Origin of the sequence: Pseudomonas agarici (assembly GCF_001543125.1) — a bacterium.
Taxonomy (GTDB): Bacteria; Pseudomonadota; Gammaproteobacteria; order Pseudomonadales; family Pseudomonadaceae; genus Aquipseudomonas; species Aquipseudomonas agarici.
In genome coordinates this window covers 384245-409521 of the sequence record NZ_CP014135.1, presented here as the reverse complement: position 1 = coordinate 409521, position 25277 = coordinate 384245, and the positions used below count along the sequence as shown (strand labels likewise).

The window sequence follows — 25277 nt, the reverse complement described above, 5'->3', positions numbered from 1 at the left end:
CAGTCTGGATAATTTCCCGGATGGTCGTTGCGTCTTGCCTACCGCGTGTTATCCAAACGTCAAAGAACAGGAAAAAGCCCTTACATGGCCCCCCCATCGTCTCCCGCCTCGTCTTCCGCCATTCGGTCCCGTTTTGCGTTGCGTTGGTATTACTGGCTGTTGTTGGTGGTCGTGATCGGGGCAGGCGTGGCGGTGCCGATGCACTGGGACGATCGCGGCGTGCTGTGGGTCAAGGAGCGCTTCGAAGCCCCTGCCGAGCGCAGGGACAGTATCTGGCTGCCGGGCTATCACGCGGTGATCGATGCCAAGCTGCTGCCGGGCATGGAGGATGACGAAGCTTCCGATGTCAGCTACAACCCGCGTACTCGGACACTGTTCTCGGTCATGGGCAAGCATCCTTTCCTGGTCGAATTGACCCTGCAAGGCGATGTCCTGCGCAAAATTCCGCTGGTCGGTTGGAACAATCCCGAAGCCGTGACGGTGCTCGAAGGTGAGCGCCTGGCGATCGTTGACGAGCGCATGCATACCCTGACTATTGTCACGGTGGAGGCCAACACCCGTGAACTGAACATCAAGGATTTCCAACCCTACGATCTGGGCCCTTCGAAGAACCAGAACAAGGCCTTCGAGGCGGTGGTCTGGGACTCCCATAACCAGCGGATACTGTTGGGCGAGGAGCGTCCGCCGGCCTTGTTCAGCCTGAAAAGCGACGGCACCCAGGTGTTTGGCGAGAAGCAGAAGCTGGCGAGCGATCAACTGGACATGCGCAATCTTTCCGCATTGGCAATCGACCCGCGTACCGGCCATATGCTGGCGTTATCGGCGGATTCGCATCTGCTGTTGGAGCTGGACGAGAAGGGAGAGCAAGTTAGTTTCATGACCTTGCTCGGCGGTTTCAACGGTTTGAAAAACACCATCCCGCGTGCCGAGGGCGTGACCATGGACGAGGACGGGACCTTGTACATGGTCAGCGAGCCGAACCTGTTCTACGTCTTCAAGCGCACGCCGCAGTAAGCTCCCACTGCGCGCCGAGACACCGGACCACGGCTAAGGTTTTCAGGCCTTCAGGGTTTTCACCCCTTCGTGGGTGCCCAGCAGCAACAGGTCCGCTGGGCGCGCGGCGAACAGACCGTTGGTGACCACGCCGACAATGGCATTGATCTGCGCCTCCAGTTCCACCGGGTGGGTGATCTGCAGGTTGTGCACATCGAGAATGATGTTGCCGTTGTCGGTCAGCACCCCTTCGCGGTACACCGGATCGCCGCCCAGCTTCACCAGTTGGCGGGCCACGTGGCTGCGGGCCATCGGAATCACTTCCACCGGCAGCGCGAAGGCGCCGAGCACGGGCACCAGTTTGCTGGCGTCGGCGATGCAGATAAAAGTCTTGGCCACGGCCGCGACGATCTTTTCGCGGGTCAGGGCCGCGCCGCCGCCCTTGATCAGGTTCAAGTGCTCGTCGCTTTCGTCGGCACCGTCGACGTAGAACTCCAAATCGCTGACGGTATTGAGTTCGTACACCGCAATCCCGTGGCTCTTGAGGCGCACGGCGGTAGCTTCGGAGCTGGCGACTGCGCCATCGAAGGCGCCTTTATGCTGGGCCAGGGCGTCGATAAAACAGTTGGCGGTGGAGCCGGTGCCCACGCCGACGATGCTTTTGTCGTCCAGCTTGGGAAGGATGAGGTCGACAGCAGCTTGGGCCACGGCCTGTTTGAGTTGATCCTGGGTCATGCGGGCTCCGAAAACGGGCAGGGTAGGCGAAAGGCCGGCATTATAAGCCTGGGCCTCGCAAAGGGGTGATCAAAACCGTGGGAACTCTGTGGTCGTTGTCGCAAGCGCTGAGTTAGACTCCTCGGTCCCTGCTCAACCCGTCAGCGAAGCTTTCCGATGCTCGAACAGTACGTCAAGAAGATCCTCACCACGCGCGTTTACGACGTTGCCGTGGAAACCCCGTTGCAGACCGCCCGCCAGCTCTCCGAACGGCTGGGCAACCAGGTCTGGCTCAAGCGCGAAGACCTGCAGCCGGTGTTCTCTTTCAAGATTCGCGGGGCCTACAACAAGCTGACCCAGCTCAGTGACCAGGAGCGCGCGCGCGGCGTGGTCACCGCCTCAGCCGGTAATCACGCCCAGGGCCTGGCCCTGGCGGCCAAAGTATTGGGGGTCAAGGCGACGATTGTGATGCCCAAGACCACGCCGGAAATCAAGGTCGAAGGCGTGCGTTCCCGAGGCGCCAAGGTGGTGCTGCACGGTGACTCCTTCCCGGAAGCGCTGGCCTATTCGCTGAAGCTGGTCGAGGAAAAGGGCTACGTTTACATCCACCCTTACGATGATCCGCACACCATTGCTGGGCAGGGAACCGTGGCGATGGAAATCTTGCGCCAGCATCCGGGGCCGCTGGACGCGATCTTCGTTCCGGTCGGCGGCGGCGGTTTGATTGCCGGCATCGCGGCCTATGTGAAGTACCTGCGCCCACAGATCAAGATCATCGGTGTCGAACCGGACGACTCCAATTGCCTGCAACAGGCCATGGCCGCCGGTGAGCGGGTGGTGCTGCCTTCGGTGGGGATTTTTGCCGACGGCGTGGCAGTGGCGCAGATCGGCCAGCACACCTTCGATATTTGCAAGGATTACGTCGACGAAGTGATCACCGTCAACACCGACGAAATCTGCGCGGCGATCAAGGACATCTACGACGACACCCGCTCGATCACCGAGCCGGCCGGGGCCCTGGGCGTGGCCGGGATCAAGAAATACGTCGAGTTGCGCAAGGTGAGCGGGCAGACCCTAGTCGCCATCGACTCCGGGGCCAACGTCAACTTCGACCGCCTGCGCCATGTTGCCGAGCGCGCCGAGCTGGGCGAAGGCCGGGAAGCGATCATCGCCGTGACCATCCCCGAGCAGCCGGGCAGTTTCAAGGCTTTCTGCGAAGCCATCGGCAAGCGCCAGATCACCGAATTCAACTACCGCTATCACACCGGGCGCGAAGCGCATATTTTTGTCGGCGTGCAGACTCACCCGGATAACGATCCGCGCAGCGCCCTGATCGAGAGCCTGAGCGGACAGGGCTTCCCCGTACTCGATTTGACCGACAACGAGCTGGCCAAGCTGCATATCCGCCATATGGTCGGCGGCCATGCGATGCGGGTCAGCGATGAAATCGTCCTGCGCTTCGAATTTCCGGAGCGTCCGGGTGCGCTGTTCAACTTCCTCAACAAGCTGGGCGGGCGCTGGAACATCTCGATGTTCCACTACCGTAACCACGGCGCCGCCGATGGGCGGGTGGTCGCGGGCTTGCAGGTGCCGACCGAAGAGCGCCATCTGGTGCCAGCCGCCCTGGCGGAAATCGGCTATCCATACTGGGATGAAAGTGATAATCCGGCCTACCAGTTGTTTCTCGGCTGAAACCCGATGCTACGCTGATGGGCAACGCTTTAAGGAAAAGATGAAATGGAAACCTTCATGGCCCTGAAACTGCTTCACAGTGTGGTCACGGTATTGCTGCTGGGCAGTGCCCTGTTCGTGGCCATCGGGCTATGGCGTGGGCGCCGGACGGGGGATGCGACGATCCTGGGCCGGCAGTTGAGAATGCCCTGGGTCCTGGCATGGGGGTTGATGGCGCTGTGCCTGGTGGTACAGCCGATCAGCGGCTGGTGGTTGGTACACTTGGGTGGTATTCCACTGAGCCAGGCCTGGCTGCTGGGTTCCAGTGTGCTCTACACCGTCGGTTGCCTGGCCTGGGCATGGCTGGTGGTGCGGCTCAACCGCCTGCGTCGGGGCGAGGTGGGCGTCAACGCGACGTTCACCCTGGCGCTGGCGATCTTCAGTGCGCTGTGTTTTGTCGCGATTGCGGCGCTGATGGGCGCCAAACCGATCTGATCGCGGAACACGGCACCGCCGCGAAGCGGCCTTCAGCCGCGCAGACTGATGACCGGCCAGCCGCGCCGCTGGGCTTCGGCCCGCAAGTTCGGATCAGGATCCACCGCCACCGGATGGCTCACCTGGTCCAGCAGCGGCAGGTCATTCATCGAGTCACTGTAGAAGTAACTGTCGCGTAGGTTGTGCCCGGTTTCTTCCAGCCAGCGGTTCAAGCGCGTTACCTTGCCTTCGCGAAAGCACGGTACATCGGTGCTGCGGCCAGTATAACGACCGTCGATCATCTCGCATTCGGTGGCGATCAAGGTCTCGACGGCCAGGCGCGCGGCAATCGGTGCGGTCAGGAAACGGTTGGTCGCGGTGATAATGACCAGCTTGTCACCGGCATCGCGATGCCGGGCCAGCAGCTCCAGGGCCTTGGGCAGCACGATGGGTTCAATGCAGTCGCGCATATAGTCGCGATGCCATTCGTCCAGTTGGGCCATCTCGGTGCGGCCGAGGATTTCCAGGCAGAAGTTCAGATACTCGGCGTTGTCCAGCGTGCCGACCAGGTAATCCTGATAGAACTGGTCGTTGCGTGCCTTGTAGGCCACCGGGTCGAGAATCCCCCGTTCGCACAGGTAATCGCCCCAAGCGTGGTCGCTGTCGCCGCCCAAAAGTGTGTTGTCCAAGTCGAATAAAGCCAGACGCATTGCGGTTACTCGCTGAAAAGCCCGTAAAAGGCCACCAGAATACGGTCTTTTCACAAGAGTGCACATAAGGTAGGAAGGCTCGTTGCTGCTTTCACAACCTTTGTGGAACAATGCGACGACATGCGTTTGCGAGGTGGTTGCCGTGATCGACCCCGATGGTTTCCGTCCTAATGTCGGGATAATTCTGACGAATGATGCCGGCCAGGTCCTGTGGGCACGCCGGATCAATCAAGAGGCATGGCAGTTTCCGCAAGGCGGGATCAATCCGGATGAAACGCCTGAAGACGCTTTGTATCGCGAATTGAACGAAGAAGTCGGCCTGGAACGTGAGGATGTGCAAATTCTGGCCTGTACCCGGGGCTGGTTGCGTTATCGTTTGCCGCAACGCCTGGTGCGTACCCACAGCCAACCGCTGTGCATCGGCCAGAAACAGAAATGGTTTCTCCTGCGCCTGCTCTCCAACGAGCAGCGAGTGCGGATGGATTTGACCGGTAAACCGGAGTTCGATGGCTGGCGTTGGGTCAGCTATTGGTACCCGTTGGGCCAGGTGGTGACATTCAAGCGCGAAGTTTATCGTCGCGCGCTCAAAGAGCTTGCCCCGCGCCTTTTAGCGCGCGACTGACACGGAGTTCGACCCCGAGCCATGCTCAATACGCTGCGCAAGATCGTCCAGGAAGTTAACTCCGCCAAGGATCTCAAGGCGGCGTTGGGGATTATTGTATTGCGCGTCAAAGAGGCCATGGGCAGCCAAGTCTGTTCGGTCTACCTGCTGGACCCCGAGACCAATCGCTTTGTGCTGATGGCCACCGAAGGCTTGAACAAGCGCTCGATCGGCAAGGTCAGCATGGCGCCCAACGAGGGCCTGGTCGGTCTGGTCGGGACGCGCGAAGAACCCCTGAACCTGGAAAACGCCGCGGGCCACCCGCGCTACCGCTACTTCGCCGAAACCGGCGAGGAACGCTACGCTTCTTTCCTCGGCGCGCCGATCATTCACCACCGTCGCGTCGTGGGCGTGCTGGTCATCCAGCAGAAAGAGCGTCGCCAGTTCGACGAAGGTGAAGAAGCCTTCCTGGTGACGATGAGCGCTCAACTGGCCGGGGTGATCGCCCATGCCGAGGCCACAGGCTCGATCCGTGGTCTGGGACGCGAAGGCAAGGGCATCCAGGAAGCCAAGTTCATCGGTGTGCCAGGTTCGCCGGGCGCCGCGGTGGGTACGGCGGTGGTCATGCTGCCACCGGCGGACCTGGATGTGGTGCCGGATAAGGCTATCAGCGATATCGACGCCGAATTGGCGCTGTTCAAGACTGCCATCGAAGGCGTGCGCAGTGACATGCGTACCTTGTCGGCCAAGCTAGCGACCCAGTTACGTCCGGAAGAGCGTGCGTTATTCGATGTTTACCTGATGATGCTTGACGATGCCTCCTTGGGCAGTGAAGTCACCAACATCATCAAGACCGGCCAGTGGGCCCAAGGCGCGTTGCGTCAAGTAGTCACCGACCACGTCAACCGTTTCGAGTTGATGGACGACGCCTACCTGCGCGAGCGAGCTTCGGACGTCAAGGACCTTGGCCGCCGGCTGTTGGCCTACCTACAGTCGGAACGCCAGCAGGCATTGGTTTATCCGGACAACACCATCATGGTCAGCGAAGAACTGACGGCGGCCATGCTGGGTGAGGTGCCGGAAGGCAAGCTCAAGGGCCTGGTGTCGGTTCTCGGTTCTGGCAACTCCCATGTCGCGATCCTGGCCCGAGCCATGGGCATCCCGACGGTGATGGGCTTGGTGGACCTGCCGTATTCCAAGGTCGACGGTATCGAAATGATCGTCGATGGCGCACGCGGCGAGGTGTTTACCAACCCGAGCGAGCTGCTACGCAAGCAGTACGCCAGCGTCGTGGAAGAAGAACGCCAGCTTTCCCGCGGCCTCGACGCCCTGCGCGAACTGCCTTGCGTGACCCTTGATGGTCACCGCATGCCATTGTGGGTCAACACCGGCCTGTTGGCGGACGTGGCCCGTGCGCAACAACGTGGTGCTGAAGGTGTAGGGCTGTACCGCACCGAAGTGCCGTTCATGATCAACCAGCGCTTCCCGAGCGAAAAGGAACAGTTGGCGATCTATCGTGAACAGCTCTCGGCGTTCCATCCCCAGCCGGTGACCATGCGCAGCCTGGACATCGGTGGCGACAAGTCGCTGTCGTATTTCCCGATTGTCGAAGACAACCCGTTCCTTGGCTGGCGCGGTATCCGCGTGACCCTCGACCACCCGGAAATCTTCCTGGTGCAGACCCGGGCGATGCTCAAGGCCAGCGAAGGCCTGAACAACCTGCGGATCCTGCTGCCGATGATTTCCGGCACCCATGAAGTGGAAGAAGCGTTGCACCTGATTCACCGGGCCTGGGGCGAAGTCCGCGACGAAGGCACCGATGTACCGATGCCGCCGGTGGGGGTAATGGTCGAGATTCCGGCGGCGGTGTACCAGACCCGTGAGCTGGCCCGGCAGGTCGACTTCCTCTCGGTCGGTTCCAACGACCTGACCCAGTATCTGCTGGCCGTCGACCGTAACAACCCACGGGTTGCCGACCTGTATGACTATATGCACCCGGCGGTGTTGCAGGCTTTGCAGAACGTGGTGCGTGATGCCCACGCCGAAGGCAAGCCGGTGAGCATCTGCGGTGAAATGGCCGGTGATCCGGCGGCGGCGGTGCTGTTGATGGCGATGGGCTTCGACAGTCTGTCGATGAACGCCACCAACTTGCCGAAAGTGAAGTGGATGCTGCGTCAGATCAGCCTGAGCAAATCGCAAGAGTTACTGGCCCAGGTGATGACTATCGACAACCCGCAAGTTATCCACAGTACCTTGCAACTGGCGCTGAAGAACCTCGGACTGGCGCGGATGGCCAATCCGGTGGTCAAGCACTGAGCGTTGTGGGAGCGCCACGGCTCCCGTTCAGATCTTCAGTTCCACCTCTCCCAGATGCCCGCCATAAGGCCCGAAACTGCGCTCCAGCAGATGCCGCGTGCCATCGGCATTGACGATCAGCGCGGTACTGGCCCGAGTGCCATAGCTCGGGCTGGCAATAAACACGCTCGATAACAGGCTCTCTGTCGCCAACCCGACGCCAGTGTCCGGCAGTTCGACAAGGGACGCCGGCGCCGGATCGCTCAGTAGGGCGAGCAGGTTTGCCGGTCGGGGATCGTTCAGGGTCTGCGACAGTGCCGCCCTGGCTTTGAGCAACTTTGGCCACGGCGTATCGAGTCCCGCATTGGACAGGCCGTAAACGCCTTCTGTCAGTTGGCGCGGCTTAGCCTCATGGGAGTTGAAATGCCACAACTGGTCAGTTGTGCCTAACAACAGGTTGAAACCAGCATATTCCTGCGATTGTGCGCAGATTTCGGCGAGATAATCGGCAGCCGCCGTTTCCCCCATGAGGAACCGAGCCACCAGTTCGCCACGGGAACGCCGGGCCGGTGGTTGATGGGGATCGCGGATATTGGTCAGCGCGGCAAAGCGCTGGCCGACGCCGACGCCGAGCCAGGTACCGCCAGCCTCCAGGTCGCGCCCGGCATGAACCTGCGGTGCTTGTGGCCATTGCGCCAGCGCCAAGCTGGGGCGGGCATAGAATTCGTCACGGTTGGCCGCGACAATCAGCGGTTGGGCATGGCCTGGGCGCCAGGCGAAGACAATCAGGCACATCAGGTGGTTCCTCGGTATTTTTGCCCACTCTACGCAGGGTCTGCGCGCTCATCCAGTAGAGAGGAGCGGCATGCTTCCGTTACCATGGCGGTCTTGTTGCGGGGGCGCTCATGGAGTTTCGGCTCTATCGGGTACTCAAGCGCATGCGCGGGCGTGCTGGCCTTTCGCCCGCTTCGGCGTGCAACTGGCGCACAAGGTGTCGCGGTTGTTGCTCAAGCGGTTGTTTGCCGGGTTATTGTTCGGTGTCGGGATAAAATCCCCGACTTGAGTCTCAGGCCCGGTTCAGTCTTTCGGGCGCAATATTGGCTTAACACGCGAGCCGCAACATGGCACGCCGGCCCGGACGCCGAGAAACCGCGTGGGCCCTGAATTTTCTACTCTATCGAGGAGTCGCAATGCTGCCTTACCCGCAGATTGACCCGGTGGCCCTGGCCATCGGCCCGCTGAAAATCCACTGGTATGGCCTGATGTACCTGGTCGGTATCGGCGGGGCCTGGCTGCTGGCCTCCCGACGCATGAACCGTTTCGACCCGACCTGGACCAAGGAGAAACTCTCCGACATGGTGTTTTGGTTGGCCATGGGGGTGATCGTCGGTGGGCGCCTGGGTTATGTGCTGTTCTACGATCTGTCGGCTTATATCGCCAACCCCACGTTGATCTTCGAGGTCTGGAAGGGGGGCATGGCCTTCCATGGTGGCTTTATCGGTGTAATGTTGGCCGCCTGGTGGTTCGGTCGACGCAATGGCAAGTCGTTCTTCGAGTTGATGGACTTTGTCGCGCCGATGGTGCCGATTGGCCTGGGGGCCGGGCGTATCGGCAACTTCATCAATGCCGAACTGTGGGGCAAGCCCAGCGATGTGCCGTGGGCGATGGTCTTCCCGCCGTTCAGCGACCCGGCGCAACTGCCACGCCATCCGTCGCAGTTGTACCAGTTCGCCCTTGAAGGCGTGGCGCTGTTCGTGATCCTCTGGCTGTTCTCGCGCAAGCCACGGCCAACCATGGCAGTGTCCGGCATGTTCGCGTTGTTCTATGGGGTCTTCCGTTTTATCGTCGAGTTCGTCCGGGTGCCGGATGCGCAGCTTGGCTATCTGGCGTTCGGCTGGGTGACCATGGGGCAGGTTCTCAGTCTACCGATGATCCTCGGTGGCCTGGCGCTGTTGTGGTTCGCCTATCACCGCCAGCCGAGCACGCCGACCACGAAAGACGCCGCGCTTTAAATTCGGATCGGGGCCTGCGGGCCCTGTATTCAAGGATGCAATAATTCATGAAGCAATATCTCGATCTGGTTGCCCACGTCATCAACAACGGCACCAAACAGGCCAACCGCACCGGCGTGAACACCATCAGCTTGCCGGGGGCGATGCTGCGTTATGACTTGCAGGATGGTTTTCCGGCGATCACCACGCGCAAGATGGCCTTCAAATCCGCCATCGGCGAAATGTGTGGCTTCCTGCGTGGTGTCAACAATGCCGCCGGGTTCCGCGAGCTGGGCTGCAAGGTCTGGGACCAGAACGCCAACGAAAACGCCCAATGGCTGGCCAACCCGTTTCGCCGGGGTGACGATGACCTGGGCGAAATTTATGGCGTGCAATGGCGCCAGTGGCCGGCGTACAAGCAGATTGCGCTGAGCAATCGCGCGGCCATTGAGCAGACCTTGAACCAGGGCTACCGGCAGATTGCCGAAGGCGAAGAAAACGGCCAGGCCTATGTGGTGCTGTACAAGGCTATCGATCAGGTGCGCCAGTGCCTCGACACCATCATCAACGATCCTGGCAGTCGACGCATCCTGTTCCACGGCTGGAACTGCGCGCAACTGGATGAAATGGCCTTGCCGCCGTGCCACCTGCTGTATCAGTTCCACCCGAATGTGCAGACGCGGGAAATCTCCCTGACCCTCTATATCCGCTCCAACGATTTGGGCCTGGGCACACCGTTCAACCTGACCGAAGGCGCGGCGTTGCTGAGCCTGATCGGTCGCCTGAGCGGTTATACACCGCGCTGGTTCACCTACTTTATCGGCGATGCCCATGTGTATGAAAATCACCTGGACATGCTCAACGAACAACTCACCCGCGAGCCGTTCCCCATGCCGAAACTGGTCATTGCCGAGCGCGTGCCGGAGTTTGCCAAGACCGGCGTGTACCAACCGCAGTGGCTGGAGCTGGTGGAGCCGGGGGACTTCTCCCTGGAAGGCTACCAGCACCATGCGCCGATGACGGCACCGATGGCGGTTTAAGCCGGGCCGAGGGAGCCATTTGGCGGGTTGGCGGCTTTATCCACTCGCCACGGCTCAGTGTCCGTGACTCCTCGCGACATGCGAATGCTCTTCAGCCGGCAGCACGCTGCCGCTGACTTCCAAGCGTCGCAAAATCCCGCACTGGTCGACATTCGGTCCTTCGCCGCAGCGCTGGCGCAGGTCGAGCAGTTGCGCTTGCAACGCCAACAACCCATCGATGCGCGCCTTGACGTGATGGATGTGCTCGTCGATTAGCGCATTGACGTTTTCGCATTGGTCCTGCGGGCTGTCGCGCAGGCTCAGCAAGCTGCGGATTTCCTCCAGCGTCATGTCGAGGCTGCGGCAGTTGCGGATAAAAGTCAGGCGCTCCACATGCGCCTGGGTATACAGGCGATAGTTGCCCTCGCTACGTGCCGGTTCCGGCAGCAGGCTTTCTTTCTCGTAATAGCGGATGGTTTCCACCGGGCAGTCGGTGAGTTTCGCCAGCTCGCCAATTTTCATCGTTCGATCTCCCAGCAGGGTGCTTGACCCTATAGTGACTACAGGGTGTTCACTTGGCAACAAGCACCTTCAGGGACGTCCCCATGAACGACTCCATTCATAGCCATCGCAAGATCAACGCCGATCACGATCACTCTTGTTGTGACGGTCATGCCCATTCGTCGGTGAAGATGCCGCCTCAACAGGCCTCTTGTTGCTCGGGTGCCGCCGCGCCAACGCTGATCAAGCTCGGCACCGCCACCAGCGCCACGGCGCGCCTCAGTCGTTTCCGTATCGAAGCAATGGACTGCCCGACCGAGCAGACGTTGATTCAGGATAAGCTCGGCAAGTTGGCAGGGGTGCAGCAACTGGAGTTCAACCTGATCAACCGCATCCTCGGCGTGACCCATGATTTGGCTTCGACCGCACCGATTGTCGAGGTTATCAATTCACTGGGGATGCAGGCCGAGCCGCTGGAGAACGGCAGCGAAACCACGGACGTATCCGCGGCCAAAAAATCCTGGTGGCCGCTGGCAGTTTCCGGGCTGGGCGCGCTGGGCGCCGAAGTGCTCCATTTCACCAGCGTAGTGCCGACTTGGGTGGTGGCCATCATCGCCTTGGTGTCGATCTTCAGCGGAGGGCTGGGCACCTACAAGAAGGGTTGGATTGCCCTGAAGAACCGCAACCTGAATATCAACGCACTGATGAGCATCGCCGTCACCGGAGCCGTGTTGATCGGCCAGTGGCCGGAAGCGGCCATGGTGATGTTCCTGTTCACCCTGGCCGAATTGATCGAAGCGCGGTCGCTGGATCGGGCGCGCAACGCCATCGGCAGTCTGATGCAGATGGCCCCGGAGCAAGCCACCGTGCGCCAGGAAGATGGCAGTTGGCTTGAGCGCGAGGTTAAAAGTATCGAGCTGGGCGCCTTGGTGCGAGTGCGTCCGGGCGAGCGCATCGGCCTGGATGGCGAGGTGGTCTATGGCCGTTCCAGCGTCGATCAGGCGCCGATCACGGGTGAAAGCTTGCCCATCGAGAAGCACCCTGGCGATAAGGTCTTTGCTGGTACCATCAATCAGTCCGGTTCCCTGGACTATCGGGTCACGGCGGTCTCGGGTCATTCGATCCTGGCGCGGATTATCCATGCCGTCGAGCAAGCCCAAGGCGCACGGGCGCCAACCCAGCGCTTCGTCGATAGCTTCTCGAAGATCTACACCCCGGCGGTGTTTGCCTTCGCCCTGGTTGTGGCGGTGATTGCGCCGCTGTTTCTGGGTGGCCTGTGGTTTGACTGGATCTATCGGGCTTTGGTGTTGCTGGTGGTCGCTTGTCCTTGTGCATTGGTGATCTCGACGCCGGTAACGATTGTCAGCGGCCTGGCGGCGGCGGCGCGCCAAGGTATCCTGGTCAAAGGTGGGGTGTACCTGGAAGGCGGTCACAAGCTCGATTACCTGGCGTTGGATAAGACCGGCACTATCACCCATGGCAAGCCAGTACTGACCGACTTCCTGGCGCTGGAGCCACTGCTGAACGAGTCGGCCCCTGCCATTGCCGCCAGTTTGGCGGCCCGTTCCGATCACCCGGTGTCCCAGGCGATTGCCCAGGATGCGCGGGAGAAACAGCTTGCATTGCGGGAAGTCGAGGCCTTTGCCGCTCTGGCCGGGCGCGGCGTGCGCGGTGAAGTCGGCGGTCGGCTTTATCATCTGGGCAACCACCGCCTGGTGGAGGATCTGGGCCTGTGCTCGCCGGCACTGGAAGACAAACTCTTCGCCCTGGAGAGGCAGGGCAAGACTGTCGTGCTGCTGCTCGATAGTTCCGGCCCGCTGGCGTTGTTCGCCGTGGCCGATACGGTCAAGGCTTCCAGTCGCGAAGCCATCCTCCAGTTGCATGAGATGGGTATCAAGACCCTGATGTTGACCGGCGACAACCTGCACACCGCCAACGCGATTGCGGTCCAGGTGGGTATCGATGAGGCGCGTGGCGACCTGCTGCCGACCGACAAACTACAGGCTATCGAAGCGTTGTACGCCAAGGGGCATCGGGTCGGCATGGTTGGCGACGGTATCAACGATGCGCCGGCCCTGGCCCGCGCCGAGATCGGCTTTGCCATGGCGGCGGCCGGCACCGATACCGCCATCGAAACCGCCGATGTCGCCTTGATGGACGACGATTTGCGCAAAATTCCGGCTTTTATTGGCCTGTCACGACAGACCGCGGCTATCCTCAAACAGAATATCGTGCTGGCCTTGGTCATCAAGGCGATCTTTCTGGCGGTAACCTTCCAGGGCCTGGCGACCATGTGGATGGCGGTGTTCGCCGATATGGGCGTTAGCCTGCTGGTGGTATTCAACGGCCTGCGCCTATTGCGCAAATAGCCGATGAGAGGCTGATGTGTCGAATGCCGAGCGACAGGCTGGTCTAACCGGGCGGCATCACCCAGGCGACAAGAAATTTCGGCCTCAGCCAGCCCGCTCATCGCGGGCTCGGCTCGCCAACCGATTGGTTGGCTGAGGCTTATCAAGCCCTATCGCTCATTGGCAGCTTTGTGCCTTGTTGTCACATGGCCTACGCATTCGCCCCCTAACATGAGCCTCATCCATTTGATGAGGTCCGTCCATGGACCACTCGATCGCCGCCGCCTCGGCCAATCCAAGCACGCCGACGAGGGCGCGCGGTGTATTGCCGTGCCGCAGGGTTGGCTTCGAGTGCCGGGACGATGGCGGGCTGTGCCTCGGCAACCGCTGTCGTTGAGCCGCTTAGGTCGAGATGAATAGCGTTACTGTGTTGGGAGAGCGTTGATGAGCGGTATCGAACACGTGCTGGACGAAGTCTTTGACCTGTACCAGCGGTTTGGCAGCACCGATTATATTGGCGAACCGGTTTCGCAGTTGGAACACATGTCCCAGGCCCCGCAACTGGCGATGGCCGAAGGCTTCGACGATGAAGTGGTGTTGGCGGCCTTCTTCCACGATATCGGGCATATCTGCCCGTCCGTCGGGCAGCCGGTGAGGAATATGGGGGGGTATGGCGTCGTCGGTCATGAACGCCTGGGCGCGGATTATCTGCGTCGGGCCGGTTTCAGCGAACGGCTGGCTCAACTGGTCGAGTATCACGTGCAGGCCAAGCGTTATCTGACATTAACCGATCCCGGGTACTACGAGCGTTTGAGCGAGGCGAGTCGCCGTACATTGGAATACCAGGGCGGCGTGATGACGCTGCAAGAAGCTCAAGCTTTCGAGCTTGACCCCTTGTTCGGCGTGAGTCTGCGGATGCGCCAGTGGGACGAACAGGCCAAGCAGCTACGGGTTCCGGTGATTGATTTGCAGGTCTTGAGAGACAAGGCGCAACACTTGCTGAGCGAGACTGTGATTCATACTACAACGCACGACGCATAGTGCTGGCTGGCGTAGTGATTATTCGGGCGTGGGATGTTCGGTGGGTCTTATAGTTGCTTTCCTTGCTGGTTGAGAGAATGGCCGCGCACTCCGGCAATGCCTTCGGGCCTGCGGGGTGCGATGAAATTCAAGTCGGATAGCGTGTTCGGCCTGATGTGTTTTCATAACTCGATCAGTGAGGTATCCCGATGGACGATAAGCAACAAGACAATGCCCCTCAGGAAATGACCCTTGAGGAAACCATGGATATACGCGGAGCCGGTTGGTTCTCCGATGCGGGGGCGTGGATGGACGGTGCGGTCGAGACGGCCAACAAATTTTTCAAGATGATTGGTTCGGCAGTCAGCTGATAGCGATTACCGATACGCTACGGGTTGACGTAGTGGCACTGGACGGGGCAGGCCGATGGCCTTGCCCCGTTTGCTCGATGCCTGGTCAATGGCGAACCTCCCCTGTACGGATTTACTTATGCTCGAGTGGGGGACGGTGTCCCCGAGGTCAGCGACCCGGCCGCTGATTTTCGGTGGAGTAACGGGTGTCTTTTTGATCGCGGTACTGGTGCTGTTGTTGGCCGGCAGCTATGTGAGAAAGGAAGAAGTGCAAGGGCGGGTGATGACCCGCGATGTGGTTCGTATCGCCAGTGAGAGGGCGGCTCATGTCGACGAGATGCTGGTCGGTTCCGGCGAGTCGGTCAAGCGTGGCCAGCCGCTGATTCGCCTGCGCACGGTGGCTCCGGAAAACTTCGAGGCCGACGGCGATCAAGCCCTCTCGGTCAGCAATATCGAACGCTTGCACAAGCTGCTCGATGAGCTGGTGGCGGAGGAAAACCTGGCCCGATCCGCTCACGCCGCCCAGCAAGACCTTCTGCAACGTCAGCTTCGTCAACTGGATCAGGACCTGGCGCTCAACAGCCGGATCGGGCAATCGATCCAGCGCCGGGTCGGCGTTGCCTTGGATGAACGACAGCGCCATGCACAATTGGCCGGCCAGGGCGCGGTTTCCGGCTCTGCCTTGGATCAGGCGGTGGTGGCGCATGAGTCTGCCCTGGAAGACCAGGCCAGCAACGAGCTGGCGCGGGCCAGCACCCAGCAGCGCAGCCTGGAGTTGCAGCAGCGTGTCAGCCAGGCGGAGCAGGACCTGGCGGCGCGCCTGGGGCAGTTCGCCCGCCAGCGCAATGAGTGGCTGGAACGTCTGGAGTTGCTGGAACAGAACCAGGGACATGTATTGCTTTCTCCCGTGGCGGGTGTCGTGGATACGGTGGCGGTATTTGCTGGCGACAGGGTCGAGGTTGGGCAGCCAATGATGCTGTTGCGTGTGGTTCAGCCTCGCCATCCTCCGCTTCGGGTCATGCTCGACGTCAACTCGTCGGCCATTGGTTTCGCCACACCCGGTACCGAGGTGATCTTGCGTTTCGATGCTTTTCCATATGAGCGTTACGGCGTTGTCAAAGGCGCTATCGTTCATCGTTCTGCCAGCACCTACAAAGCAGCGGTTCCCGACGCGGCCCATGATGATTCGCGCGAAGTGCCCACGTATCTGGTGGAGGTAAAACCGGATTTCAGTGCCGCCCACACCCGTATCCGCGAGGACTGGCTCAAGGATGGCATGACCCTCAGGGGCTCGTTGAGTCTGGAGCGCACGAGCCTGATGGAGTGGTTGTTTCTGCCCCTGCGCAAGGGGCTTGAGCGCAATCCTGGCTTTTGGCGATCCGAGCGCGCCGGAGCACCGATCACGGACGAGTCGACATGAGCCACTTCAAGTCACTATTGCGCGATGCCATGGCACGTTCCGGACAGTGGCTGCGCAAGCGTGTGCCGGTGATCTTGCAGGACGAAATATCCGAGTGTGGCCTGGCCTCCATTGCCATGGTCGCCGGCTACCACGGCAAGCACTTGGCCTTGCGTCAACTGCGACGTGATTACAGCGTGGCACGGGACGGGATGTCGCTGTTCCAGGTCATCAAGGTATCCGACGAGTTGGGTTTTACCTGTCGCCCCTTGAAAACCTTGCTCGATGGGCTCAAACAGTTGCGCACACCGTCGATCCTATTCTGGAACAATCGGCATTTCGTGGTGTTGGAAGCGGTGGGGAGAAAAGGCCTGCACCTGGTCGACCCAGCCGTGGGGCGGCGTTTCTACACCTGGGAAGAAGCGCTACCGATGTTCAGCGGGGTCGCCCTGGAAATGCTGCCGGGCCTGACCTTCACCCTTCAAGCCGGTGTCAAGGCGCCGGCATCGCTGGGTTGTGCCAGCTTACTGCGCAAGAACCCCTGGCTCTTGCGCTATTTGATTCCCATGGGGTTGCTGTCGGTGGTGGGCTATATCGGCGGTATTGCCGCACCGAAGCTGTTTTCCTTGACGATCGATGAGGTGGTCGCCAAAAACGATGAGGATTTCCTATACCTGATCCTATACGTCTTCGGCGGGATTTTTCTGTTCAAGACCGTTGCCGCCTGGCTGCGGGCGGTGCTGGACGCCCAGCTCCGGGTCGCATTGACACAGGATCTGTCGACCGGTGTCGTGGCCTGGTTACTGCGCCTGCCCTTGGGCTATTTCGAGCGTCGTGCCCCAGGCGACATCCTGCGGCGCACCCAGGCTGCGGACAAGGTGTTTCTCCCTTTCACCTCGGGATGGATGGACTTGGGCATCGATAGCCTGTTTGGCCTGGTCTTCCTGATACTGATGGCGCTGATCAATCTCAAGCTGGCGGGTCTGTCCCTGGCGTTGTGCCTGCTGTTTTTTCTCTTTCGTGGTTTGACCTTGCCGTTGATGGAAATGCGCCACAAGGCCTCCATCGAGGCCGAGACGCGGCGCAATGTCACGCTGTTGGGTGTGCTCGGTGGTATCGAGTCGATGAAGCTCTATCGCTACGAAGCGGTGAAGTTGGCGTCTTGGAGCAATCGGCAGGCGGACACTGAAACGGCCCGCGCCGGGGTCCAGCGCATGCAGGCGATGAACCAGGTGGTGCATGACGGCTTGTCCCACGGTCACTCCTTGCTGGTCAGCGCGCTGGGCGCCCTGGCGGTGTTGAACGGCGAGAACAGCATCGGCGACCTGTTTGCCTTTGTGTTGTACAAGGACATGTTCATGGCGTGTTCCTTCAAGCTGGTGGATGGCTACATGAACCTGCGGCTGGTGAAGGTTGAGCTCGGACGGCTGGATGACATCGTCGACGAGCGCCCGGAACCGTTCGAGTCCTGTGCCTACAGCAGCAGCCCGCTTGGGCAGCGCGAGGCCATTACCTCCATTCGTATGCAGAGCGCACAATTCTGCTACAGCTCGTTCGAGCGTCCGACCTTCGACAAGGTGGATTTCACCCTTGAGGGGCAAGGGGCGAAGATCGCCATTCTCGGCCCCTCGGGCTGCGGCAAGAGCACCTTCCTGAAAGTCCTGGCCGGCTTCTATCCGCTGAGTGAAGGGTCGTTGCGCATCAACGGCCAGGCCATGCGCCATTTCGGCCTGCGCCGCTATCGCCAGGGCGTGGCGTATGTCATGGCCCAGGGCGAGATTGTCGACGGCAGCCTGGTTGACAATATCGTGATGGACGATGAACTCGACGGCCCCTGGTTGCAGGCGTGTGTCGAGCAAGTGGACCTGCTCCAGTGTGTATTGCAGCTGAGCAATGGTTTCAACACGCAACTGGGTTCGGTGGGCATTCAACTGTCCTCCGGGCAGCGGCAACGCTTGCTGATTGCCCGGGCCTTGTATCGACGGCCACAGTTGCTACTGCTCGACGAACCGACGGCCCATCTGGACCGAGCCTCGCGCGATGTGGTGATCGAGACGATTCGCAACTTGCCTTTGTCCTGTGTCGTGGTGACTCATGACCGGGAGGTAGCGGCTGCCTGTGCGACGATCCTGCAGATGTCCGAGGGCCGCCTGATACCGCTGGCGATAGCGGACGCATGATGGCTCGGGGCTTGAGTGGCCAGATGAAGCGCTGGTTGTTCTGGGCGCTGCTCAAGGCCAGGCTGCGCCGCCACGGGCTGATCGTCCTGGCCCAGCTCTTTCGGGTCAATGCACTGCGGGGAGTACTGGCGCGGGTGCCCGTCGTGCTGATGAGGCTACCCCGTCGCTGGCGGGGCGTGGGCTACAGTCGCAGCTATCAGAATCTGCAACTCTTTGATTTGTGTGCCGAGCGTTGCCGCATCCTGGCCTGCCAGCACAGCGCGATCCAGCTTCAACGTGGGCTTTACCAGCACCTTTATCAGAGTCATAAACCGGCACATTTGCGAGCCTGGATCAGGTCCATCGCGTGGTCCGATCCTGGCGATCACTGGCAACGCAGCCTCAGGCGGCGGACGATCATCGCCTTGCCCCATTGTGGCGAGTACTGGATGGCTGTGGCCGGCGTGGTCGAGCGACGGACTTCGCCTACGCGTTTCATTATCCCGATCTGGAACTTCAGGGACCCGTTTACCCATGGCTCGATCAAGCATCTCGAAGGCCTTGGGCACGTGATCGAGGTTCTCGACAGCAATGATCCGAGGACGGCGCTGGCCATTGCCCGAGGTGTGAAGCGGGGCGATCAGGTGATCATTTTCTGCGATTTGCCGGTCAGTCTCGGCGGCACCCGTTTTGGCGAGCCGATGGCGGGACGGTTTTTCGGGCGCGATGCGCAGTTTGTCAAAGGCCCGCTGTTCCTGGCCTCGAAACTGGGCTGCGACCTCCTGCTGGTGGGGCATCGCGTGCGCTTGGGGCAACGGGGCGAGTTGCGTGTGCTAGAACGGATCGCCCATGGCCCTCTGGACCAGATGCTGCCGCGTTGGGCCGAAGCGCTGGAAGGTTTCCTTCGCGAAGCTCCGCAGAACTGGTTGTACCTGCCTGAGATGGAGGCTTTTTATCAGCGCCAAGCGTCCTCAAGCGAGCAGCGGCAGACGGATCTATCCACAGCCATTCGCCGCCATTGAGCGACGCCGGGCAAGTGGGCGACAAGCGTTTGGCTCAAGTGGGTTTCAAGCTGGCGTATGGCGCCGGCTCTCGTGATGTGCCTGGGTTTCCCACGAGGTTACGGGAGTTGTCGGCTGGAGCCCTGGTTGGCAATGGCCTTAGGCTGAAGAAACATTCATCGACAGGAGTCGTTATGCGTTACTTGAAAGCCATTGCCCAGGACCTTGGTCAAACCGGAAAGGCCAATACCGTATTGCTCAAATTCTACAAGGACATGCTCTGCCATCCGGACCAACAGTTGGGTATTGCTGTTGCGGTCGATCAGACGGGCGATGCCCGTGTCGATTTCGCCATGGCTGGCGACATTGACCAGGACGGCCGGTTTTCCTTGCGCGATCAGCATCTGTTCCGCGCATTCGCGGATGTTTTCCTGCAACTGAACTGGTTCAACCGGGGCGGTAATGAACAGCGTTACCTCAAGGTATTTGCCGAAAACTATCACAATGACGGCTCGCCGAATGTCGTCCAGCTGGAGTTTTATAAGGATTGTGCCGCTTCGGGGGAGCAGACGCTGGTTTACCGGGCCGCCGGCTATGACGGTGATAACGACGGCGTCTTTGAATCCTTTACCAACGGTGACATCGATGGAAACGGTATTGCCAATAAAGCCGACAAAGAACTGATCCGGGCGCTGATCAAGAGTTTTCTGGCGTTTGAGGCTTGGAGTTCTCGCTCTCGCCGCGCATAGCAGATGCAGGCGCAGATCTAACCCCGGCGCGTCTGTTTATCCTTCATCGAGCTTTCGGAGAAGCTTTTCAAGCTGCTCCTGGCGTTCGGCCTGGCTCAGCTTCGACTGTGGATTGAGCGACGACCACTGCGAATGCGCCCGGGCTTTATACAGGGCCTCGGGCAACTTGCCTTCGCGCCAATGAGTATCGGCGGGCAAGCTCACCTGGATGCTATCCATCGCCGCATGCCCGCGCGCTTCCAGGGCTTGCAGCAGTTGTCGTTGGCGCAAGGCCAGCAGGCGCAGCACACTGTCGTCGACAGTCAGTTGCCGTTGGCCCTTGAGCTTGCCCAGCAGGCGGCTGCCATAGCCGCGAGCGGTTTGCAGGGCGCCGCCGGCGAGGGCTCCGGCCAGAGCGGCGGCACCGAGGGTCAGCCCGCCCACCAGCAGGTCGATGCCGGCACCCGCCGCCGCGCCAGCGGCAATCCCGCCACCGACTTTCACGCCTAGTTGCTTGAGGGTTTCGGGGTTGAACAGATCGTCGCCCCAACGCCCATCGAGCAGCGGCAGATCCGTTGCCGCCGCATCACTGGCACGAAAGGCGTAGAGCTTGAGCAAGGCCTCGACACAACGCTGTTCGCGCTGGCGGATGGCCTGGTGTAAATCGGCGATGGCGCGGTTTTCGGCATCGGCTTCGCCGGCCACCTGGCGCCGACAGGCGGCGCAGTCGATCAGCAGCTCGGCGATCAGCCTGTTGGCGCTCTGCCGGCGGGCTTGGCGCTGGGCCTGCTGGTCGAAAATCAGCCGCTCCAGTTGCGCACGGGAGCCTTCCAGCAACAGGGCGAGGCTTTCATAGAGGCGGCGCTCGCCATCCTCTGGCGGTGCGACGCTGTCGAAGCGCACCAGGGCATGCAGCCCCAGGCGGGCCAGGGCTTCACGCCAGTCGGGCTCGCGTTGGGCGGCGCTGCTGACGAAGTTGAGCACCGGCAGCAGCGGTTTGCCGCAACGGGCGAGCACCGACAGCTCGTCGCGGTATTTGGCCAGAACCGGTTCGCGGGCATCGATCACATACAGCCCGGCATCCGACGCCAACAACTGGCGCAACACCTTGGCCTCCTGTTCGAAGCGTTGTCGGGCTTCGCTGCTGGCCAGGAAGCGGGCCACCCGCGCCGGACCGTCCAAGCGCTCACCGGGGCGGTCCAGGCGTTCGAGATAGTCGAGCAGGGCGATGGCATCTTCCAGGCCGGGCGTGTCGTACAGCTCCAGCAGGGCATCGCCGTCCACCGACAGGCGCGCACCCTCTACATGGCGGGTGGTGCTGGGACGATGGGAGACCTCGCCGAATCCCACGTCGCGGGTCAGGGTGCGCAGCAGCGAGGTCTTGCCGACATTGGTGTGGCCGACCACGGCCAGTTTCAGCGGCTTAGTCATGGCCGGTCTCCAACCAGGTGAGCGGAGCGCAGTCGGCGAAGGCCAGGTCGAGTTGGCGCAGAGCGCTGTGCCAGTCGCCGAGGCGGTCGGCATCTAGCGCTTGACCAAGCGGTGCCTGCAACAGCCAAATGCGCGTTTCAGTGGCGCTACGGGCCAGCTCGGCGATCAGCCCGAGGCTGCCGCGGTCTGGCGAGCGGCGCGGATCGCAGGCAATCGCCAAGCGGGCCGGCGGGAAGCGAGTCAGTTGTTCCAGGAGTTTTTGCCGCGACTCGCGACTGTCGAGAATACCGGCGTCCCGCACGCCCTTGGGCAGTAAGGGTGGCCAGGCGTGTTGATCGTCCAGCTCGATGGCTACCAGCAAGGCCCCGTCGCTGTCGAGCGCAGTGACCCCAGTGGTGGCGTTGTGCAATTGTTCGGGAGCGGCATCGCTGACGCCGAGGCGTTCGCTGCTGGGCATCAAGCGTTCGCGCAGGTGGGCGTAGCCGGGCAGGTTCGGATCCAGTCGCAGCGTGCGGCTGCCACTGTTCCAGCGCCACAGGCAAAATAGTCCCAGCAGCAGGCGCGGTAGCACGCCGTAGACCACCAACACCCCAACCAGCCAGCCGGCCCAGGCCTGGCGGGCGCCTTCAAGGTCGAGGGCGCCGTTGCCGCTGGCGCGAATCATCGCTTCGTTGGGCATGTCGAAGCCCAGCAGGGTCGGCAGAGCGCCGAGACCCTGGGTCAGGCTGACGAAGGTATCGCTGCCGAGGAGGGTGGTCTCCCAGACAAACCCGTAGCGGCGGGTCGCCATCAGCATCAACAGGATCACCAGTGCGCAGAGCAGGGCCAGTAGCCACAGGCCATGGACGAGCATGCCGATGGCCCAGCGGTTCAGGCGTTGGCGTTGCAGCAGCAGCGCCAGTGCCGGCACCAGTTGTACTGCCTGGGCGTCACGGGCGAGCTTTTCGCTGAGCCAGAGCCACAGCCGCCCCAGGCCAGCACCGTGTCCGCCTGCCAGCCACAGCCCCGCGAGCCAACTCGCCAACAGCAGCAGGTTCAAGCCGAGCAGGCTGCCCAAGGCCCAGAACACATTGACCGGGGCTTGCCCGTTACCCAGCGCGGCGAAGGCCAGGCCGCCGCCGCTGAACATCACCGCCACGGCGAGTACCCACAGGGCCAGGCGCGCCCCTTGCAGCCAGTGCCGCAGGGCGCGGAGCTGGCCGTCCCGTTCGGCGAGCCAGAGGGCGCGGTGTTGGATACGGGTCGCCAGGTCACCGCCGGCCATCCGGGCGCGGCGGTTGGCCTCCAGATCTTCCAGGGGGCCGGCCTGCTCTTCGCGCAGGCGCACAGTCTCGGTCAGCCAGAGACGTTGCAGGGGAGTCGGTTCAGTCACGCGCCATCCTGTTGCGGGGTTGAGCCTGAAGCATACTAGTGCCTGCCCCAGGCTGTCAGGTATCCTCGTCGCCATGAAAAATACACTCCCCCTCAGCTTGATCGCGGCTCTCGCTGAAAACCGCGTGATCGGCGTCGACAACGGCATGCCCTGGCATTTGCCGGCAGATTTCAAGTATTTCAAGGCCACTACCCTGGGCAAGCCGATCATCATGGGGCGCAAGACCTGGGACTCGCTTGGCCGGCCATTGCCGGGTCGGCTGAACCTGGTGGTCAGTCGCCAGGAGGGCCTGCAACTGGACGGCGCGGAGGTTTTTCCGTCGCTGGCAGAGGCCGTGACGCGGGCCGAGGAGTGGGCCCTGGAACGGGGCGCCGGCGAGCTGATGCTGATTGGCGGGGCGCAACTGTACAGCCAGGGCCTGGAACAGGCGGACCGCTTGTACCTGACCCGAGTAGGGCTGAGCCCCGCAGGCGATGCGTGGTTCCCGGCATTCGATCCGGATCAGTGGAGGCTGGTGTCGAACGAGCCGCACCCGGCGCTGGACGACAAGCCGGCGTTCAGCTTCGAGGTCTGGGAAAGAGTTTGAGTCCGACGGGACATGAGCGAAATTCTACGGCGATAGAGCACCTGAAGAGCGTTTCCAAAACGCCCTTCAGGATTTGTGGATGGGGCCTAGTGGCCTGTGTGGTGAGTTCTATTAGTCAATTTCGGATGCCAGAAGTCCCTGGCCGGCGTTGCTGTTCCTCGCCATAGCTGGGCTATGACTCGTCACAGCGCCTTGGCCATGAACTTCTGGCATCCGAACTTGAGCTAACGAACTTACCGTACAGGCCACTAGTTGCTGGGGCGCTGATCAGGCCTGCGCCAACTCCGCGTGCTCGTCGGCATCCAGCAGGGTCTTGTCGGTCTGCTGCATGATCTGGCTGGTGATGGTGCCGGCGACCATCGAGCCGTTGACGTTCAGTGCCGTGCGGCCCATGTCGATCAGCGGCTCCACCGAAATCAGCAACGCCACCAGGGCCACCGGCAAACCCATGGCCGGTAGTACGATCAGCGCGGCAAAGGTCGCGCCCCCGCCGACGCCGGCCACGCCGACCGAACTCAAGGTCACGATGGCCACCAGGGTCGCGATCCACAAGGGGTCCAGCGGGTTGATACCCACGGTTGGCGCAACCATCACCGCCAGCATGGCCGGGTAGAGCCCCGCGCAGCCATTCTGGCCGATGGTCGCGCCGAACGAAGCGGCAAAGCTGGCGATCGACTGAGGAGTTCCCAGGCGGCGGGTCTGCGCCTCGATGCTCAGGGGAATGCTCGCCGCGCTGGAGCGACTGGTGAAGGCAAAGGTCAGCACCGGCCAGACCTTGCGAAAGAAACGCAGCGGGTTGATTCCGGCCAGCGATACCAGCAGGCCATGGACCACGAACATCAGGCCCAGGCCGATATAGGACACCACGACGAAGCTGCCCAGCTTGATGATGTCGTGCAGGTTGGAACCGGCCACCACCTTGGTCATCAGCGCCAGCACGCCATAAGGCGTCAGCTTCATCACCAGACGCACCAGGCGCATCACCCAGGCTTGCAGGGTGTCGATGGCATTCACCACTTTCTGGCCTTTTTCGGCATCGTCCTTGAGCAGTTGCAGCGCGGCGATGCCCATGAAGGCGGCGAAGATCACCACACTGATGATCGAGGTCGGCTTGGCGCGGGCCAGGTCGGCGAACGGATTCTGTGGAATGAACGACAGCAGCAGTTGCGGGATATTCAGGTTGGCGACCTGGCCCGCGTAGTCGGTCTGGATGGCCTGCAGGCGGGTCAGTTCCTGGGTGCCGGCGACCAGACCTTCGGCGGTCAGGCCAAACAGGTTGGTCAGGCTGATACCGATCAACGCGGCGATGGCGGTGGTGAACAGCAATGTGCCGATAGTCAGAAAGCTGATTTTGCCCAGGGAAGAGGCATTGTGCAGGCGGGCCACGGCGCTGAGGATCGAGGCGAACACCAGCGGGATCACGATCATCTGCAGCAAATGTACATAGCCGTTGCCCACCAGATCGAACCAACTGATGGATGCGTTGACTACTGGGTTGCCGTCACCATAGATGGCATGCAGGCTTGCGCCGAAAACCGCCCCCAGCAGCAGGGCCAGCAGGACCTTTTTCGCCAGGCTCCAGGTGGTGTGGCGGGTTTGCGCCAGACCTAGCAATAGGGCGAGGAACACCAGCAGATTGAGGATCAACGGCAGGTTCATTGAGACTCCGAAAATAAATAGATGCCCATTACTTTTGGGTGGTAAGCCGCTAAGCCTAACCGTTTCATATATATGAATTTAATATCAAAATTGAATTTAATATATATTATTTGGAATAAGTTGATCACGCCGAGGCGAATGCCGGTGACGTGATCAGGGGACAAGCGGCGGCGCTGGGGTGAAGCTTGTGGCGCTCAGACAAGCCCGTTCGCCACAAGACTGCGCACGGCGCCAAACGCCTTGAGTGAGCAGCAT

General features: G+C 61.3%; 22 protein-coding genes and 1 pseudogene. 16 read left to right on the top strand and 7 right to left on the bottom strand.

Features of this window, described 5'->3' with window-relative positions; all coding sequences use genetic code 11:
• The first annotated feature begins 84 nt into the window (after nt 1–84).
• On the top strand, nt 85–1014 hold the full coding sequence (locus AWM79_RS01910) for an SdiA-regulated domain-containing protein (protein ID WP_060782017.1): 930 nt from the start codon (nt 85–87) through the stop codon (nt 1012–1014).
• Between the two features lie 42 nt (nt 1015–1056).
• Here the strand turns inward: AWM79_RS01910 and rpiA are convergent, their stop codons facing one another.
• Nucleotides 1057–1728 carry a ribose-5-phosphate isomerase RpiA gene (gene rpiA / locus AWM79_RS01905; protein ID WP_017130524.1) on the bottom strand — a complete coding sequence of 224 codons (672 nt, stop codon included), beginning with the start codon at nt 1726–1728 and terminating at the stop codon, nt 1057–1059.
• Nucleotides 1729–1884: 156 nt separating this feature from the next.
• Here rpiA and ilvA point away from each other — a divergent pair, with 156 nt between their 5' ends.
• A complete protein-coding gene (ilvA, locus tag AWM79_RS01900) occupies nt 1885–3399 on the top strand; it encodes a threonine ammonia-lyase, biosynthetic (protein ID WP_017130523.1) in 1515 nt (504 codons plus the stop codon).
• A gap of 45 nt (nt 3400–3444) precedes the next feature.
• A complete protein-coding gene (locus AWM79_RS01895) occupies nt 3445–3873 on the top strand; it encodes a DUF2269 family protein (RefSeq protein WP_060782016.1) in 429 nt (142 codons plus the stop codon).
• 32 nt (nt 3874–3905) lie between these two features.
• Here AWM79_RS01895 and AWM79_RS01890 read toward each other — a convergent pair whose 3' ends face one another.
• Entirely contained in the window at nt 3906–4562 is a 657-nt protein-coding gene (locus AWM79_RS01890) for a histidinol-phosphatase (protein ID WP_060782015.1), read from the bottom strand.
• A 142-nt stretch (nt 4563–4704) separates the two neighbouring features.
• Between AWM79_RS01890 and AWM79_RS01885 the strand changes: the two genes are divergently transcribed.
• Nucleotides 4705–5184 (top strand): RNA pyrophosphohydrolase, encoded by a 480-nt coding sequence (locus AWM79_RS01885; protein ID WP_026013022.1) that lies wholly within the window; start codon nt 4705–4707, stop codon nt 5182–5184.
• A gap of 21 nt (nt 5185–5205) precedes the next feature.
• Entirely contained in the window at nt 5206–7479 is a 2274-nt protein-coding gene (gene ptsP / locus AWM79_RS01880) for a phosphoenolpyruvate--protein phosphotransferase (RefSeq protein WP_060782014.1), read from the top strand.
• Nucleotides 7480–7506: 27 nt separating this feature from the next.
• Here ptsP and AWM79_RS01875 read toward each other — a convergent pair whose 3' ends face one another.
• Nucleotides 7507–8253 (bottom strand): NRDE family protein, encoded by a 747-nt coding sequence (locus AWM79_RS01875; protein ID WP_060782013.1) that lies wholly within the window; start codon nt 8251–8253, stop codon nt 7507–7509.
• Between the two features lie 160 nt (nt 8254–8413).
• Here AWM79_RS01875 and AWM79_RS24795 point away from each other — a divergent pair.
• The 3 genes and pseudogenes from AWM79_RS24795 to AWM79_RS01865 all read left to right on the top strand — a co-directional run.
• Nucleotides 8414–8521, top strand: a pseudogene (locus AWM79_RS24795) (hypothetical protein); the annotation flags it as partial.
• 127 nt (nt 8522–8648) lie between these two features.
• Nucleotides 8649–9470, top strand: coding sequence for a prolipoprotein diacylglyceryl transferase (gene lgt / locus AWM79_RS01870; RefSeq protein WP_017130518.1), 822 nt, complete (start codon nt 8649–8651; stop codon nt 9468–9470).
• Nucleotides 9471–9517: 47 nt separating this feature from the next.
• On the top strand, nt 9518–10489 hold the full coding sequence (locus AWM79_RS01865; RefSeq protein ID WP_017130517.1) for a thymidylate synthase: 972 nt from the start codon (nt 9518–9520) through the stop codon (nt 10487–10489).
• A gap of 54 nt (nt 10490–10543) precedes the next feature.
• Here AWM79_RS01865 and cadR read toward each other — a convergent pair whose 3' ends face one another.
• Nucleotides 10544–10990 carry a Cd(II)/Pb(II)-responsive transcriptional regulator gene (cadR, locus tag AWM79_RS01860; RefSeq protein ID WP_017130516.1) on the bottom strand — a complete coding sequence of 149 codons (447 nt, stop codon included), beginning with the start codon at nt 10988–10990 and terminating at the stop codon, nt 10544–10546.
• An 83-nt stretch (nt 10991–11073) separates the two neighbouring features.
• Between cadR and AWM79_RS01855 the strand changes: the two genes are divergently transcribed.
• The 7 genes from AWM79_RS01855 (at nt 11074) to AWM79_RS01830 (ending at nt 19995) form a co-directional block, all read left to right on the top strand.
• Nucleotides 11074–13338, top strand: coding sequence for a heavy metal translocating P-type ATPase (locus tag AWM79_RS01855; RefSeq protein ID WP_060782012.1), 2265 nt, complete (start codon nt 11074–11076; stop codon nt 13336–13338).
• A 423-nt stretch (nt 13339–13761) separates the two neighbouring features.
• On the top strand, nt 13762–14358 hold the full coding sequence (locus AWM79_RS01850) for a phosphonate degradation HD-domain oxygenase (RefSeq protein WP_060782011.1): 597 nt from the start codon (nt 13762–13764) through the stop codon (nt 14356–14358).
• 188 nt (nt 14359–14546) lie between these two features.
• A complete protein-coding gene (locus tag AWM79_RS25215; protein WP_167375412.1) occupies nt 14547–14708 on the top strand; it encodes a hypothetical protein in 162 nt (53 codons plus the stop codon).
• A 193-nt stretch (nt 14709–14901) separates the two neighbouring features.
• Nucleotides 14902–16107 (top strand): HlyD family secretion protein, encoded by a 1206-nt coding sequence (locus AWM79_RS01845; protein ID WP_244159612.1) that lies wholly within the window; start codon nt 14902–14904, stop codon nt 16105–16107.
• Nucleotides 16104–18266, top strand: coding sequence for a peptidase domain-containing ABC transporter (locus tag AWM79_RS01840; protein WP_060782010.1), 2163 nt, complete (start codon nt 16104–16106; stop codon nt 18264–18266). Before AWM79_RS01845 ends, AWM79_RS01840 begins: the two co-directional genes overlap by 4 nt.
• A gap of 23 nt (nt 18267–18289) precedes the next feature.
• Nucleotides 18290–19267, top strand: coding sequence for a lysophospholipid acyltransferase family protein (locus AWM79_RS01835; protein WP_244159611.1), 978 nt, complete (start codon nt 18290–18292; stop codon nt 19265–19267).
• 173 nt (nt 19268–19440) lie between these two features.
• Nucleotides 19441–19995 (top strand): hypothetical protein, encoded by a 555-nt coding sequence (locus tag AWM79_RS01830; protein ID WP_060782008.1) that lies wholly within the window; start codon nt 19441–19443, stop codon nt 19993–19995.
• Nucleotides 19996–20031: 36 nt separating this feature from the next.
• Here the strand turns inward: AWM79_RS01830 and AWM79_RS01825 are convergent, their stop codons facing one another.
• Nucleotides 20032–21405: a GTPase/DUF3482 domain-containing protein gene (locus AWM79_RS01825; RefSeq protein ID WP_060782007.1), complete on the bottom strand. Its 1374-nt coding sequence runs from the start codon at nt 21403–21405 to the stop codon at nt 20032–20034.
• Complete coding sequence (locus tag AWM79_RS01820; protein ID WP_017130508.1) at nt 21398–22777, bottom strand: DUF2868 domain-containing protein; 1380 nt, start codon at nt 22775–22777, stop codon at nt 21398–21400. The genes AWM79_RS01825 and AWM79_RS01820 overlap by 8 nt, the downstream gene beginning before the upstream one ends.
• A 73-nt stretch (nt 22778–22850) precedes the next feature.
• Between AWM79_RS01820 and AWM79_RS01815 the strand changes: the two genes are divergently transcribed.
• Nucleotides 22851–23363 (top strand): dihydrofolate reductase, encoded by a 513-nt coding sequence (locus AWM79_RS01815; RefSeq protein ID WP_017130507.1) that lies wholly within the window; start codon nt 22851–22853, stop codon nt 23361–23363.
• Between the two features lie 267 nt (nt 23364–23630).
• Here AWM79_RS01815 and AWM79_RS01810 read toward each other — a convergent pair whose 3' ends face one another.
• Nucleotides 23631–25022, bottom strand: coding sequence for an L-cystine transporter (locus tag AWM79_RS01810; protein ID WP_060782006.1), 1392 nt, complete (start codon nt 25020–25022; stop codon nt 23631–23633).
• Between the last annotated feature and the right edge of the window lie 255 nt (nt 25023–25277).